Source organism: Thermodesulfobacteriota bacterium, assembly GCA_040753795.1.
Taxonomy (GTDB): domain Bacteria; phylum Desulfobacterota; class Desulfobacteria; order Desulfobacterales; family Desulfosudaceae; genus JBFMDX01.
In genome coordinates, this window is record JBFMDX010000007.1 from 100181 (window position 1) to 114697 (window position 14517).

The 14517-nt window shown below is 59.9% G+C and carries 10 protein-coding genes; 6 read left to right on the forward strand and 4 right to left on the reverse strand.

Translation table 11 applies throughout. From position 1 onward, the window contains the following. Positions 1 to 1323, reverse strand: a complete 1323-nt coding sequence (locus tag AB1724_10465) for a HipA domain-containing protein (GenBank protein ID MEW6078226.1) — start codon at positions 1321 to 1323, stop codon at positions 1 to 3. Continuing rightward, entirely contained in the window at positions 1320 to 1667 is a 348-nt protein-coding gene (locus AB1724_10470) for a helix-turn-helix transcriptional regulator (protein ID MEW6078227.1), read from the reverse strand. Before AB1724_10470 ends, AB1724_10465 begins: the two co-directional genes overlap by 4 nt. Before the next feature lie 458 nt (positions 1668 to 2125). On the opposite strand from AB1724_10470, the gene AB1724_10475 reads away from it, so the two are divergent. Together AB1724_10475 and AB1724_10480 are read left to right on the forward strand one after the other, a co-directional pair. Continuing rightward, the gene (locus AB1724_10475) at positions 2126 to 3079 is read left to right on the forward strand and encodes a hypothetical protein (GenBank protein ID MEW6078228.1); all 954 of its coding nucleotides are present in this window, start codon (positions 2126 to 2128) and stop codon (positions 3077 to 3079) included. Positions 3080 to 3338: 259 nt separating this feature from the next. Next, positions 3339 to 3947, forward strand: a complete 609-nt coding sequence (locus tag AB1724_10480; GenBank protein MEW6078229.1) for a TetR/AcrR family transcriptional regulator — start codon at positions 3339 to 3341, stop codon at positions 3945 to 3947. Positions 3948 to 4078: 131 nt separating this feature from the next. Here AB1724_10480 and AB1724_10485 read toward each other — a convergent pair whose 3' ends face one another. Then, positions 4079 to 5155: a hypothetical protein gene (locus AB1724_10485; protein MEW6078230.1), complete on the reverse strand. Its 1077-nt coding sequence runs from the start codon at positions 5153 to 5155 to the stop codon at positions 4079 to 4081. Positions 5156 to 5202: 47 nt separating this feature from the next. Then, positions 5203 to 6063 (reverse strand): SDR family oxidoreductase, encoded by an 861-nt coding sequence (locus tag AB1724_10490; protein ID MEW6078231.1) that lies wholly within the window; start codon positions 6061 to 6063, stop codon positions 5203 to 5205. A gap of 207 nt (positions 6064 to 6270) precedes the next feature. Here AB1724_10490 and AB1724_10495 point away from each other — a divergent pair, with 207 nt between their 5' ends. The 4 genes from AB1724_10495 (at position 6271) to AB1724_10510 (ending at position 14515) form a co-directional block, all read left to right on the forward strand. Next, positions 6271 to 8736, forward strand: a complete 2466-nt coding sequence (locus AB1724_10495; GenBank protein MEW6078232.1) for a PEP/pyruvate-binding domain-containing protein — start codon at positions 6271 to 6273, stop codon at positions 8734 to 8736. Positions 8737 to 8850: 114 nt separating this feature from the next. Beyond that, positions 8851 to 11535, forward strand: coding sequence for an alpha/beta fold hydrolase (locus AB1724_10500; GenBank protein MEW6078233.1), 2685 nt, complete (start codon positions 8851 to 8853; stop codon positions 11533 to 11535). A 23-nt stretch (positions 11536 to 11558) separates the two neighbouring features. Then, entirely contained in the window at positions 11559 to 12575 is a 1017-nt protein-coding gene (locus AB1724_10505; GenBank protein ID MEW6078234.1) for an ATP-binding protein, read from the forward strand. Continuing rightward, the gene (locus tag AB1724_10510) at positions 12572 to 14515 is read left to right on the forward strand and encodes an ATP-binding protein (protein MEW6078235.1); all 1944 of its coding nucleotides are present in this window, start codon (positions 12572 to 12574) and stop codon (positions 14513 to 14515) included. The genes AB1724_10505 and AB1724_10510 overlap by 4 nt, the downstream gene beginning before the upstream one ends. Positions 14516 to 14517: the final 2 nt, after the last annotated feature.

Sequence of the window (14517 nt, forward strand, 5' to 3'; positions counted from 1 at the left end):
CTAATTCCTAATTTTTAATTCTCCATTCTTAATTCTTAATTCCCTTTGTATTTTATCCCGCTGCTCCGGAATCACGCGCGACTCTTCCGCATAGTCTTGCCATCGCGCGACGACAGCCCTCACCTCATTTATGATCGTTTCCGCACGCCCGCGCTTCATTGAAGCGCTCCTGGCACACGCCTTGAAATCCTCCAGCGCAAACTCACTCCGCTTGCCGTTCATCGTCATTTGATGGCTCGACGTCCATTTTCCGCTTGGTTGATAGCTGTAGGTCATGTCGAACGCGGGCGAGAGAGACCAGTTTCCCGACCGGTCCATCAGGAAAGCAATATTTTTTACGTGGTCATCCTGGTTGCGGGCCACGATATTGAATACCATCCGCCGGAACTGCTCCTCGACGGCGGCCATGGGCAGGCCCAGCCGGCGGATGACCTGCAACGCCTGCTCGTAGCCGTATTCGCCCGCCTGGTTGAAATCATAATGCGCCATACCGCAAAGCGACAGCATGTGCAGCTTGCCGCCGCCATCCAGCCGGTCGAACCGCCTGGTCATGAAATGACGGCGCCCGTTCTCCTCAAACAGGCGGCACGGACTCATGGTGATTCCCGCGTCTGTCGCCATCCGGTAATAAGCATGCTCAATGGCGCCGTATCCCCTGGGGTCCTCCAGCTCCTTGTCCTTGTTGCCGCTGACCCCGTCAAACTTCATCAGCCAGTATTCAAACCCGCTGCCCGCCTTCACCTGCCCGGAGCGGACTTCGTTCGTTTTCGGATTCCAGGCAATCACCGCCTTGGCCCGCGCTCCGCCCGCGGAAGTGCCGACCCGCAGGATGTCCCGCAACGCCGTTTCCTTCCCCTCTTTGTCGAGCCATCCCCGCAGGTTGTTGCGGTGGGTCAACACCTCCGAAGCCAGCTTTACCAGTTGGTCGACTTCGATACGGAAGGCGCCGGGTCCTCCCAACCGGGTTGCCGGCGCATACTCCAGCGCGCCCATGCCGCGCGTACCCGTATAGCAGAGTCGCTCCACCGCGTTGAACGATTCCGGCCCGCGCCCGGACCGGGCCAGCCAGGCATCGATCAAGGCATTGCCGAATCGGTCCGGCAGAGAATCCGCCAGAAGTCCCGGAAGACCGTGGAAGGTTTCCGGTCGCAGCGACGGGAAGGAGTAGAGCCGGCTGGATAGCGGCATCATCAGCGGGGCCACCTCGATACCGCTGCTGATAAACGCCGGGTCGTATTCAAACGTCGCGGCCGCGGCGTTGTCTGCCAGCGCCACCGCGCCGATCGTGCGTCCCCACAGGTTGACTTTTGCCGTTGTGCTCACGTTTCGTCACCCCATTGCCACGGCCCCGCATCCGTGGACTTCCGCTTGCCGCTGGCCCGCTTCCGAGCCTTGCCTTTCAGTTTGATCAAATCCATGGGCCGCGGTCCGGCCTCGGGCACCAGTATTTCCAGCCGATCCAACAGCTCCAGTACCCGCAGAATCCGGATCATCGTGGACATCTGCGTCGTGGCCCCGGCCTCTATGCGCTCCACGGTCCGCTTTGACACGCCCGCCTGCTCCGCCAGCATCTCCTGGGTAAGCTGAAGTTCCAGCCGGCGCTGGGCCAGGCGCCCGCCCAGCTCCGCCAGAATCGCCTCGTCCGTCAATAATCCTTCAATCTTCATCCAAAACACTCCTTTAATAGGAGCTCATATATCGTAAATTATGACGATATGCAATAATATTTTCTTTTTTTTCGTCATAAACGACGACTTGCATAATCTATTATGTCGTCAAAGAGAAGCGATAACGAAGGGCGGGTTTTCCCGGGCAATAGCCCGCATGTGGGTGGTGAAGCCTTCATCGATCTTGTCCGCGAGCTAACGGATGAAGGACCAGGCCGGCTGCATAATAAGTGGAAAGTTGAGAGGCCAGCCATTGCGGCCAACCCCACCCCCATGAATTGAACGAAAATTTATCGCATTTGGCCGTTGGTGTCAATTTTTCGGCCCTATGATTTCAATAATGGAGGAAGGCTCCCCTGCGAGGTCGCTGGATTCATCGGCCGGCGGGCATTGAATGCGGGCAGCGGGTGTGATATCGTAACCCCGTATTTAGAACATCAATCTGCCGGCCAAAAACCATGAACGAAAACCCGATTGCCCTGGAAAAGGAACACCCGCCTACCGACGACCCTTTCTGGCAGGAGTCCTGGTATTTTAATTTCGCCGACGCCCAGCGGAACGTGTACGGCCTGACCCGCATCGGCTATCGGCCGTCCCGGAACCGGGCCGACGGCCTGCTGCTGGCTTCAGTCAACGGCAAGCCGGCCCTGCTTTACCCGGCCCTGGGCAGAAAGCTCTCGTCCCCGGCCGTGGCCATCCGGCCGCCGCACCAGCTCCGCACGGGCGGGCTCTGTTTTGTCTGCCGTTCGCCCATGGAGGAGTGGCGGCTGTCGTTGAAAACCCGGCGGGTGGACCTGGACCTGACCTATGCGGCCGAAACGCCGCCCTACTTCTACCCGGAGGTCGCCATGGAGACGGGACCGTCCGCCGCGGCCAGCCACTATGAACAGGCCGGCCGGATATCCGGCCGGATCCGTTTCGGCCGGACGGACCTGTCTATCAGCGGCCGGGGGCAGCGGGACCACAGCTGGGGCCCACGGCACTGGGCCGGGGTGGGTTCCTGGACCTGGATCAGCGCCCAGTTCGAATCCGGCTGGGCGTTTAATTACTGGCGCCTGGGTTCCGGCCCGCCGGCCGCGACCTGCGGGTTTGTGGCCGACGCCGGCAGCACCCGGGACCTGGTCGGCGCAAATATCGAGTGGCAGGGCGATCCCCTGGGAAGAAAGCCTTCCGGCGCCCGGATGGAAATCGTTCCCGCGGGCGGACCGGCCAGAACGGTGACGCTTACCGCCGCCGCCTGGTGGCCGCTGTACAAGGACGGCGCCATGATCACCGAGACCTTCGGCGCCTGTACGTGTGACGGTGAGAAAGGCGTAGGGGTGATAGAACGCCTTTTTATCCCCCGGCTGGGGCCCCTGGCCCTGATCCCGCATGTGCCGAGAATGGCGGCCATGGCGCTTTACAGCATGTAGGGGGGTGCCGGCAGGGGCACGGCGCGCCGTGCCGTGCTTCTGGAAGGCTAAAGCCTTCCCCTACATTGGCCCGGACATTTGCCGCCGGCGGCACCGTGGGGAACGCGCGGAATCGGACGGAGACGGTTGACACGGATCAAGCCTTTTTGTTATTGCTTCTAAGAGGAATTACCCCTGTTGGTCGCCATGTCATTTCGACCAAAAGGAGAAATCTCTTTTTTCAAGAAATACCCTGCGGATAACTTTTGGATATGAATTGATGCCCGGAGAAAAGCTCACTAAACGGAAACTTCAGGGAAGAGAAACCCGCCAGAAACTCTTCGAGACGTCGCTGGCGCTTTTTAACGAGCGCGGCTATGAAAACGTCACCATCGACGATATCTGCGAGAGAATAGGCGTTTCCAAGGGCGCCTTTTACACCCACTTCAAGTCAAAAGACCAGGTCATTGTCGAAAATTTCATGTATCTTGACGCCAGTTACGATGAAGTCCTGGCGGATTCTAAAAAGGCCAAAAGCGTTTTCGATAAGATGTATGCCTTTCAACTGTATGCCATGCGCAAGCTGGAGGAGATCGGGTGGAAGGCGGTTAAGCTGGTGTATCACGTGGAAACCGGCGCGGGTAAAAACAAATCGTTCCTGACCTCGAAGAGTTTCAGCCTCTACAAGATCATCCTCTCTTTAGTAAAGGAAGGGCAGAAAAGCGGCGATATCCGCAAAGACCAGAGCGCCGACACCATCACGGAAACACTGGTGCAGTTGTACCGGGGCGTTATCTTCGACTGGTGCCTGAACAACGGGGCCTACAGCCTGGTTGAGGCGGCCAACAGCAAGGCGCTGTTTGTCTTTGAGGGGATACGAACACGATAACCGATGGGGCGACCGCCGGTCGCCCCATCGTTGCACCCATTACACCTTATACCCTGAACCTTACACCCTATACCTCACACCTTGTACCCTGCACCTTATACCCTGAACCCTAAACCTTTCACCTTGTTCCCTTACCCCCCGGCTTTTCCATCCAGGAACCCCATGTCCTCGAGAAACGCATACCAGGCCCGGCCCCGCTCCTGGCGGTTGAAGATGAGCCAGTGCCCGCCGGTGAGAAAATGCCTGTTTTTTACACCCCACTTGTCGCACAGGGCCTGCACGTATTCAAAGGGACACAACCGGTCGCTGCGGGAGGCCACCACCAGGATTTTTTCAGCCGGAATTTTGGGCATGAAATTCAGGGGCGAGTGCAGTTCCCAGACGCTTTGAATCTTTTGCCGGAGGCGGTCGTCAACGGCAAAGGCGTGCCGGGCCGTGTCCGGTCCCAGGGGCATGCTGAAATTAACGGCCGGAACGATCATGGCGCCGAAGGCGGGAACGTCCGTCAGGCTGATGAACAGGGCTGTGTTGTAACCGCCCAGGCTGGCGCCGATCAGGCCGGTTTTCGAGGAGCCCAGGTCCGACAGGATCCGGAAGGCGCCGTACAGGTCATGCATGTTCTGCCCGACGCACTCGCAGGTCATGACCACGTTGTCCGGCTGCAGGTAAATGCCCCGCTGCATCAGGGGCCCGGCGCTCCGCTTCCAGTGAAAAGGAGCGATGAAGAGAACCACGTCCAGGCCCGTTGAGAACAGTTGCCGGACCTTGAACATTCTTCTCGCCTGCCGGGGCTCTCCGAGCATGTAGCCGTGATGGCACAGGACGGTCTTGCGCCCCCGTTCGCCGTGGGTCCAGCGCACCAGGTACCCTGTCCGGTTGGCGTCGAAGGCATGATACTTTTCCCGGATCAGGGGGTTTCTGGCCGTGTACCCGCTTTCATACCGGATGAGCTGGCTCTCGCCGTCATAATAGGGCCGCCGGTCCACAATGGTATAGGCGGGCGTGCCCGCCGGGAAGGTGAAAAAAGTTTCCGGGCGGTCGACGTATCCGCTGGTGATGTAAAAATCCAGTTGCCGCTCATAGGCCTCGCGGCTGATTCTCCTGCGCGGCCGGAAAGGATTGGCAATTCTCGGCGGAAGCAGGAAAATGTCGTCCACCATGCTACCGGCGGAACCCATGAGCCGTTCTTTTAAATGGGTTTTGCTCATTTTGTATCGGTCCTTACGATTTTATTCTGGAAGGCTGAAGCCTTCCGCTACTCTCGTATCCTGGCTTTGGAAAAAAAATGCATCAGCAGATTGTTCATCTGGATCATGGTGATGTGATAGGCGATGAAAAATTTTCTTTTCAGCCAGTAAATCAGTTTGATGTCCGGGGAGGTAATCACCATGAACCGGTTTTTCCGTATCCCGCTGATGATGTCCCGGGCCACTTTTTCCGGGGTGACAGCGTGTTTTTCAAATCGCCCCACCAGCTTTTTCACTTCCGGGTGGTTCCGTTCGATGCCGAGGATCTGGACCGTTGCCACCAGGGGCGTTTTCACCGCGCCCGGGCAGACCACGGTGACCCCGATCCGGTATCGGCGCAGGTCATAGCGCAGCACCTCGGAAACGCCCCGCAGGCCGAACTTGCTGGCGCTGTAGGCGGCATGCCAGGGCATGGCGATCAGGCCCGCGGCCGAGGAAACATTGACCAGGTGCCCGCCCTTTTTCGCCGCCACCATGGCCGGCAGCAGGCACTCGATAACGTTTATCGGCCCCATCAGGTTAATGTCAATCATCTTTTTCCAGTGCTCATGCTTCAAGCTGGAAACCGATCCCCAGGTGGACGTGCCGGCGATATTCATGACAATGTCCATGGGACCGGACTCCTGCTGGATTTTCTCGGCAAACTGCCGGACCGCGTCATGGTCCGATATGTCGAAAGCGTCCCAGGCGACAACGGTTCCTCCCTTTTCTTTTATCGACGCGACCACCGATTCCAGCTGGGCCCGGTTGATGTCGGTCAGAAACAGGCGGGCGCCCAGCCCGGCAAAAACCGTAGCCGTGGCCTTGCCGATGCCGCTGGCCGCGCCGGTGATGAAACATTTCTTACCCGTAAAATCTTTGATGGTCATATGCCCTCCCCTGATACGAATTATACATACCCAAGTCAGATACTTTAGTATGTGTATTTCCTGTCCCCCTGTCAACAAATTTATTCCACCTTCATTTTTTTAAAAAGCCCGTTTTGTTTTTGCGTGGATAATTTGTCCAGAAGGAATATGATAATACCATAATTTCCTCTTTACTTTTAACCCGGCGGCATGCCGGCGGACGACACCATGACGGCTGACAAGGAAGGCCCTTTCTGGCTGCCTCTTTCACCGGATACGCCTCCGGACATATCCCTGCTGGGCGGCAAGGGCGCCAACCTGGTCCGGCTCATGCGGGCCGGATTCGACGTTCCGGCCGGGGCGGTGCTGCCGACGACCCTGCTCAATGATCTGGACTGGATCGAGATTCCCGAAGTCAAACGATTCATCGAGCGGGCCATCAAACCCCACGACCGGCCGGACCTGTTGTGGGCGGTGCGCTCCTCGGCCGCGGATGAAGACGGGGCCGAGGCCTCCTTTGCCGGCCAGCACGACACCTTTCTCAATGTTCCCGCTGCCGGAATTTTCGAGTGCGTGACCAAATGCCGGGAATCGGTCTATTCCACCCGGGCCGAGTCCTACCGAGCGGACCTGGGCCGTGACGGCAAACCCTCCCTGGCGGTCATCCTCCAGAAAATGGTGCCGGCAAGGTGCGCCGGCGTTCTCTTCACGCGGCACCCCGTCCGTCCGGACCAGGACCGCATCGTGGTAGAGGGCGTGCCGGGCTTGGGCGAAGACCTGGTGGCCGGCCGCCGGGCGCCGGACCGCCTGGAGCTGTCCCGGGGCGGGAAGATCATGTCGGAGCGGACGGCCAACCCGGTCAACTGCCTCAACCAGGTCGGACAGGAAGCCTTTGCCCGCCTGGCCCGCGAACTGGAACGGTTCTTCGGGTCGCCTCAGGACGCGGAATGGGCCTTTGACGGCGAAACCCTCTGGCTGCTCCAGACCCGGCCCATTACCACCATCCGCCGGCCGGCCAAAGTCTGGACCCGGGCCTGGGGGGACGAGTTCTGGGCCGAGGCCACCACCGACCTGCAGTACACCTTCCTGGGCCGCTGGATCCGGGAAGATTACATGGCCGACCTGGCCCGGATCAACGGCTGGAATTTTCTCCGGGACGTGACGCCCTTTGCCCGGATTCACAGTCATGTGTACTTCAATTCCGAATACATGTACCGGCTGCTGACCCTGGTTCCTCCGCCGCTGCGGATCGAAAGAATGCTTGGCTGGATTCCGCCCTACTGGCGGCCCGAGCTGCCGGATTTGAAGTTCCGCCCCCTGGTCCTGATGGCCAGCGCCGTCCGGTCCCGGCTGGCCGACCGCCACGCTTCCATTCTTTCCCATTACAAAAAGCTGCCCGGATATACCCGGCGCGTCCGAAAAAAACTGAAGCCGCGGCTTTCCGACGACCTGACCCGTCTGGATGACCGGGCCCTGTGGAAGCGGCTCAAGGCCGGCGACAGGATGGGCCGCGCGCATTTTCGTTTTATCCGCTGGGGCCTGGCCTCGTACCTGATGGCCACCAAGCTGGCCTGCGCCTGGATCACGGAAAAGTGGACCTCCTTTGACGCCTTTTCCGACCCGGAAGGCCATTTCCTGGAAATGCTTTTGATCGACCCGGCCGGCAACACCACCCGACGGGTAAATGAAGAAATGAAGGCTCTCGGCCGTGAAGCAGCGCAGGTGCCGGCCCTGATGGCCCTGGCCGCCGGCCGCCCGGCCACGCCGACGCTGGATGAAATCCAGGCCCTGCCCGGGGCCGGAGATTTTGCAGCCCGCCTGGAGAAGTTCATCGCCGAGCACGGCCATCGCGGCAGCTCCCGGGAACTGCATCTGCCCCGCTGGATGGACGACCCTTCCCTGGTCATCGGGCCGGTTCTGGCCCTGGCCGCCTCCGGCAAAGCCGCGGATGAAAAGCCCCATCACAACGACTTTGAAGCCCGCTGGCTGGACGAGATCGGTCAGAACCCCGGCGGCTGGTGGAAACGAGCGGCTGCCCGGCGCCTTCTGAAGCTGGCCCGGGCCTATACCCAGTACCGGGAAAATCAGCGATACGCCCTGGATTACATTTTAACGGACATGCGGCATGTGCTGCTAGAAGTCGCCAACCGGCTGGTCAAAAGAAGCGTCCTGCGGCAGCCCGACGACATTTTCTTTTTAACTTATGACGAACTGGGGAAAACCTGGACCGGAAAAGCGGCTGCCCCGGACGGACTGGACCGTCGCCGGGCCCGGTTCGAGGCGGATTCCAAAACCCTGCCGCCGGAATGGATCATGGACGACAAGCCCTGCCCGCCCCCGGAGGAGCCCCTTCATCCCCCGGCCGGCATCCTTTCCGGAACCGGAGCCTCGCCCGGCCTTGCCCGGGGCCCGGCAAGGATCGTCCGCTCCGTGGATGAACTTCGGACCGTGCGCGCCGGGGATATCCTGGTGGCGCCCAACACCGATCCGGGCTGGACGCCGGTCTTCGGCCTGATCGCCGGCCTGGTGGTTCAGACCGGCGGCATGCTCTCCCACGCCGCCATCGTGGCCAGGGAGTACGGCATCCCGGCCGTCACCGGCGTGGCCAACGCCTGCGCCCTGATGGCGCCTGATGAAATGATCGAAGTCAATGGAGACGCCGGGCGGATACAAAGGCAACAGGATTTTAAATAAAGAGGCAAGCGCGATAAAACGCGAAACGCCTTTGACACAACGCCTCTTTTTAGTTAAAATGTACATTCATTTCAGCAGTATCCTTCTATCTCATCAGGCGTCCGGAGGATAATCATGACCACCGTACTGCTCACCAATGCCATCGGCCCCTATGATCTCGGCTGGGGCGAAGACATGACCGATCTTTTCGGGGCCCGCCTGACCCGGGGCCAGGGGCCTTTTTCTCTGCGGGGCTTCTTTTCCACCTTTGCGTTCTATCTCATCGCCGAAAACATCAAGGTTCCGGCGGTGATTCTCGAACATCCCGACGAAGCCGTCTTCCGGAAGGAGCTTCAGAAAGGATATGATTATATCGGGCTCCAGGTAGTGACGGTCCATATTCCCCGGATCGCGAAAATGGTCCGGATCATCAAAGAAATTTCCCCCAAAAGCAAAATCGTGCTGGGCGGATACGGGGTATCCACCCTGTACCATCCCCCGCCCCATGATCCGGACAATGACGCGCAATTCATCCTGGACAATGCCGATTATGTCTGCCGGGAGGAAGGGGTCGGTTTTTTCCGGAATATTCTCGGCCAGGACCCCGGCGAGCCCATCACCCAGCTGCATATGCCGCCGGCCCTGTCGACGGTAAGAGGCATGGAAAATATCGCCGCCATGCCCACCACCTCCACCCTGGTGGCCCTGGGCTGTCCCAACGCCTGTGAATTCTGCAACACCTCGGCCTTTTTCCGGTTTAAAAAGATATTCGTGTCCACGCCCGAACAAACCGTGGAAACACTCAAGACCGTCATGAAAAAGTACACCCGGGACCGGTTCGTTTATAACATGCTCTGGAATGAAGACTTTCTGCTCGACCGGCCCTACGTGATGCGTTTCGCCCGGCTCTTACAGGAAGCAGGCCTCATCGGCAAGGTGAACATTTCCTCCTTTGCCAGTATCCGCTCCGTGTCCCAGTACACCACCGAGGAGCTGATCATGGCCGGCATCGGCGCCCTGTGGATCGGCGTGGAATCCAAGTTCGACGATGTGGTCACCTCCGTTCACCAGTTTCAGAAACGCGCCGGGAAAGATATCCGTGAAGTTTTTGAAGACCTGCATCGCTACGGCATCAAGATCATCGCTTCCAGCATTCTGGGGCTGGACTTTCACACTCCGGAGAACATTGAGGAGGACATCGATTATTTTGTTTCTTTAAAGCCCGATTTTTACCAGGTCGCCCCCCTGACCCCCTGTCCCGGGACCATGCTGTACGACCGCATGATGGAGGAAAACAGGCTGTACGACAACTTCTCCTTTGAGCATGTGCAGATCTGGAGCGACCGGATTTTCAAGCATGCCAACTTCGATGACGGCCGGATCCGGCACTATTTTGATCTGTGCCACAAAAAGCTGTACGAAACCAACGGCCCCTCCCTGCTCAACATCAGCGACGTGCTGATGCAGGGATACAAAACCATGGTGCACTCGACCAATCCGTTTCTCCAGGCCGCGGCCGACCGGTGCTACTTTGAGTCCAAATACATGCAGGGCGATCTCTATTACAGCCTGAAAGAACTGGCGCCCAACGAAACGGTCAGAAAACGGGCGGAGGCCGTGGAAAAAGAGTTTTTAAAATATTGCGGCGATTACCGGCCGGTCAACCGGCTGATTCAGAAATTCATCTACCGCCGTCTGCTTCGGGAATCGACAAACACCGCCCGGGAATCGGATCCGCCCTGGGAGATCATCCGGTTTGCCGGGGACAAGTCCGCCCCCAAAGTGGTGGCGCGGCGCGATCCGGTAAAAAGTTTTCTGCGACAAAGCGCTCATGGCCTGATCAGGCGGTCACTCCGGATCGGGGTCGAGCCGGACCGCGCCATCCGGCTGGCCGACATCGACGATTTTCCCGTAACCTTTCATTATATCGACATCGAAGGCGACCGGATCAATTACGTGGATGAGGGCGCGGGCGAGACGATTCTCATGATCCACGGCAACGCCACCTGGTCATATCTCTATCGCCATCTGATCCGTGATTTAAAGAAGAATTTCCGCTGCGTGGCCATCGATCTTCTGGGTTACGGCCTTTCGGACAAGCCGCCCCGGGCCGACTATTCCATGGAGGCCCACATCCGCCGGCTGGAAATATTCGTGGACCGGCTCGGCCTGAAAGATATCACCCTGGTATGCCAGGACTGGGGCGGCATCATCGGATTGAGTTACGCCGCGGCCAATAAAGAGAGATTTAAACGACTGATTCCCATGAACACCACCGGCTTTCTGCCGGAAACCCCGGCCGAGGTGATGCAATGCCTGGGGGCCCATGCCTTTCCCTATCTGTGGTCATACAAAATTCCGGTGCTGGGAAAACGCATGGCCATGGACTGGAATCTTTTTTTAAGGTCATCCATGCGGCTGGGCATTCACAACAAAAACCGGCTGAACGAAAAAGCCATGGCCGGGTACCTTTATCCCTTCCAGCGGCCCCACGAACGGACCGCCATCATGAAATCCGTGCGCCAGATTCCCGTCGGGCCCTTCGGCCCCATTGCCCGTCTGCTGAAACAAACCCGCCGGAACCTGGACGGCTGGGATGTCCGCACCCGGGTGATCTGGGGTATGAAAGACCCGGTCTTCGTACCCTGGTTCATCAAAAAATTCGAAGAACTGCTGCCGAATCACGCGCCGTCGGTCAAAATCGCCACGGCCAGCCATTATCTTCAGGATGATGAACCGGACCGGATTATTGCCGGGATCCGGGAGTTCATGACGGAAGATGCCATGCCAAACGCCATTCCGACAGCGGCGGCGGGATGACTTTGAAGGGTTAAAGATAAACCATGCTTCCCACCTTCCCCTTTTCCGCCCTCGTTGGCCAGGACCAGATGAAGCTGGGCCTGATCCTTAACGCCGTCAACCCGGCCATCGGCGGCATGCTGATCCGGGGCGAAAAGGGAACGGCCAAGAGCACGGCCGTCCGTGCCCTGGCGGCCCTTCTGCCGGAAGTGACCGTGGTCAAAGACTGCCCCTTTAACTGCGATCCGGACGACCGGGACCATCTTTGCGCCCAGTGCCTGTCCCGCGGCGGTAATCTACCGCGGATGACCCGGCCGGGCCGGGTGGTGGAACTGCCCATCAACGCCACCGAGGACCGGGTGGCCGGCACTCTGGACCTGACCCATGCCCTGCAAACCGGTGAAAAACGTTTTGAACCCGGCCTGCTGGCCGAGGCCCACCGCGCCATTCTTTATGTTGACGAGGTCAACCTGCTGGATGACCATATCGTGGATATTTTATTGGACAGCGCCGCCATGGGGGTGAACATCGTCGAGCGCGAAGGCGTCAGCGTTTCCCATCCGGCCCGTTTCATCCTGGTGGGCACCATGAACCCGGAGGAAGGCGATCTGCGGCCACAGCTCCTGGACCGGTTCGGCCTGTGCGCCGCCATTACCGGCCTGAAGGAAAGATCGGAACGGGTGGAACTGGTCAGGCGCCGCCACGACTTTGAGGTCGACCCGGACGCTTTCCTGAAACGGTTCGCGGAAGACGAGCTGCGCCTGAAAACAAAAATCGCGGAAGCAAGGGGCCGCCTTTCCCGGGTAACCATTTCCGATCGGATGCTTTCCCGGATTTCCAATATCGCTCTGGAAGTCGGCGTTGACGGCCACCGGGCCGACCTGATCATGATGAAGGCGGCCGTCACCCGCGCCGCTCTGGAGGGACGGACCGAAGTGGGCCTGGAAGACGTTTTGAGTACCGCCTCCCTGGCCCTGTATCACCGGGCGCGGCGCCATCCGTTTGACGAAACCGGCCTGGACATGGACCGGGTCCGGGCAGCGGCGGAAACGGACTCATGACCCGGGGCCGCGACCATCGTCAAGTATTTCCCTTTACCGCCATCGTCGGTCAGGACCACCTCAAGCGCGCCTTGATCATCAATGCCATTGTGCCCGGTGGTGTCGGGGTTCTGATCCGGGGAGAGAAGGGCACGGCCAAGAGCACCTGCGCCCGGGCCCTGGCCTGTCTGCTGTCGGATATCTCATCCGGCCCGTTTCCGTTCGTCACCCTGCCGGTCAATGCTTCCGAAGACAACCTGGTCGGCGGGCTGGATTTTGAATACGCCCTGGCCGCGGGCCAAAAGCGATTCAACCCGGGAATCCTGGCCCGGGCCCACGGAGGCATCCTGTACGTGGATGAGGTCAACCTTCTGGATGACCACCTGGCGGATCTGATCACCGATACCGTCGCCGCCGGAACCAACCGGGTAGAACGCGAGGGCGTCAGCCTCCTCCACGCCGCGCGATTCTCCATGGTGGCCACCATGAATCCGGAAGAGGGGGAGTTGCGGCCACAGCTGCTGGACCGTTTCGGACTGTGCGTGAATGTTGCCGGCATCCGGGATCTGTCCCTCAGGGTGGAACTGCTGCGGCGGCGGGAGGCCTTTGACCGCGACCCGGCCGCTTTTGAGGCCGTGTGGGAAGAGGAGCAACGCCGGGAAGCGCGGCGCCTCGCTGAGGCGATGCGGCTTTACGATTCCGTGACGGTCTCAAATCAACAAATCGATTTTGTTGTTGCCGCCTGTATCCGGGCCGGCGCGGCCGGGCACCGGGCGGAAATTGTCGCGGTCAAGGCGGCCCGGGCCCTGACCGCCTATGCCGGCCGGCCGGCTGTAACCGACAGGGACATAAAGGCCGCTCTCCTGATGGCGCTGGTCCATCGGGCAAGGTCCTCAGACAATGGAACCGATCACCTGGTCACGGAACCGCGTCCGGAAAGTATTGGCCACGCCGATGCGCCGGGACATGCCGCCCGGCCCCGTCACCTGGCACCGGATAAGGGAGCGGACACCTCAGCCTCTCCCTGTCCGGCGGCAACCGGCGGCGAAGGGAGTGCGAAAGAGCATTTTCCCCCGCCGGCCTCGAGCGGACAGGGCGTGATGTTCGGCATTGACGAATCCATAACCGTTTCCACCCGGGAGATCAGGCATACGGCGGCCCGGCAAAGGCAAAAGGCGGGCCGGCGTCACCGGTCCGTGGCGGATGACAAACGGGGCCGATACATCCGCTTTACCTCATGCCGGACCGGCCATGATATCGCCCTGGACGCCACCATCCGCGCCGCCGCCGTCCACCAGAAAAACCGGCCGCGGGGACCCCTGGCCGTCACCATCGCTCCGGAGGACATCCGGGAAAAAATCCGGGAGCACAAAACCCGGACCCTGTTGATCTTCGTGGTGGACGCGTCCGGGTCCATGGGTACGCGCCTGATGAAAGAAACCAAGGGGGCCGTTCTGAGCCTGCTGCTGGAGGCCTATCAGAAACGGGACCGGGTCGCCATGATCGCTTTCAGGGACCGGAAGGGAGAAATCCTGCTCCCGCCCACGGACAGCGTTGACCTGGCCAGGAGGAAGCTTCGCGACCTGCCGGCCGGCGGCAAGACCCCCCTGGCGGCCGGGCTGATGCAGGGATACCGGCTGGCCAGGTCCGGAGACCGGCGAAAAGGCGGAACACTTCCTCTCCTGATCCTGGTCAGTGACGGCCGGGCCAATGTCGGGGCAAACCCGGGCGTTTCCTACTCCATGGAAAGGGCCGGCCGGATATATGACGAAATTTTTTCCCTGGCCCGGATCATTAAAAACGACCTCCGCATCAAAACGATGGTCATCAACACCGAACATGAAACCAGGGGCGGATTCGGCATGGCGGAAAGGATCGCGGAAGAGCTGGGCGGAAGGTATGTTTCCCCCGCCCGGATCCGCGCCGACTCCATCACCCGGGCCGTCCGCGCGTTTATATAAGC

Excerpts from the sequence above, each read along its gene's own strand:
- AB1724_10470 (MEW6078227.1), bottom strand. The coding sequence starts at position 1,667 with ATGAAGATTGAAGGATTATTGACGGACGAGGCGATTCTGGCGGAGCTG.
- AB1724_10475 (MEW6078228.1), top strand. The coding sequence starts at position 2,126 with ATGAACGAAAACCCGATTGCCCTGGAAAAGGAACACCCGCCTACCGAC.
- AB1724_10480 (MEW6078229.1), top strand. The coding sequence starts at position 3,339 with ATGCCCGGAGAAAAGCTCACTAAACGGAAACTTCAGGGAAGAGAAACC.
- AB1724_10485 (MEW6078230.1), bottom strand. The coding sequence starts at position 5,155 with ATGAGCAAAACCCATTTAAAAGAACGGCTCATGGGTTCCGCCGGTAGC.
- AB1724_10490 (MEW6078231.1), bottom strand. The coding sequence starts at position 6,063 with ATGACCATCAAAGATTTTACGGGTAAGAAATGTTTCATCACCGGCGCG.
- AB1724_10495 (MEW6078232.1), top strand. The coding sequence starts at position 6,271 with ATGACGGCTGACAAGGAAGGCCCTTTCTGGCTGCCTCTTTCACCGGAT.
- AB1724_10500 (MEW6078233.1), top strand. The coding sequence starts at position 8,851 with ATGACCACCGTACTGCTCACCAATGCCATCGGCCCCTATGATCTCGGC.
- AB1724_10505 (MEW6078234.1), top strand. The coding sequence starts at position 11,559 with ATGCTTCCCACCTTCCCCTTTTCCGCCCTCGTTGGCCAGGACCAGATG.
- AB1724_10510 (MEW6078235.1), top strand. The coding sequence starts at position 12,572 with ATGACCCGGGGCCGCGACCATCGTCAAGTATTTCCCTTTACCGCCATC.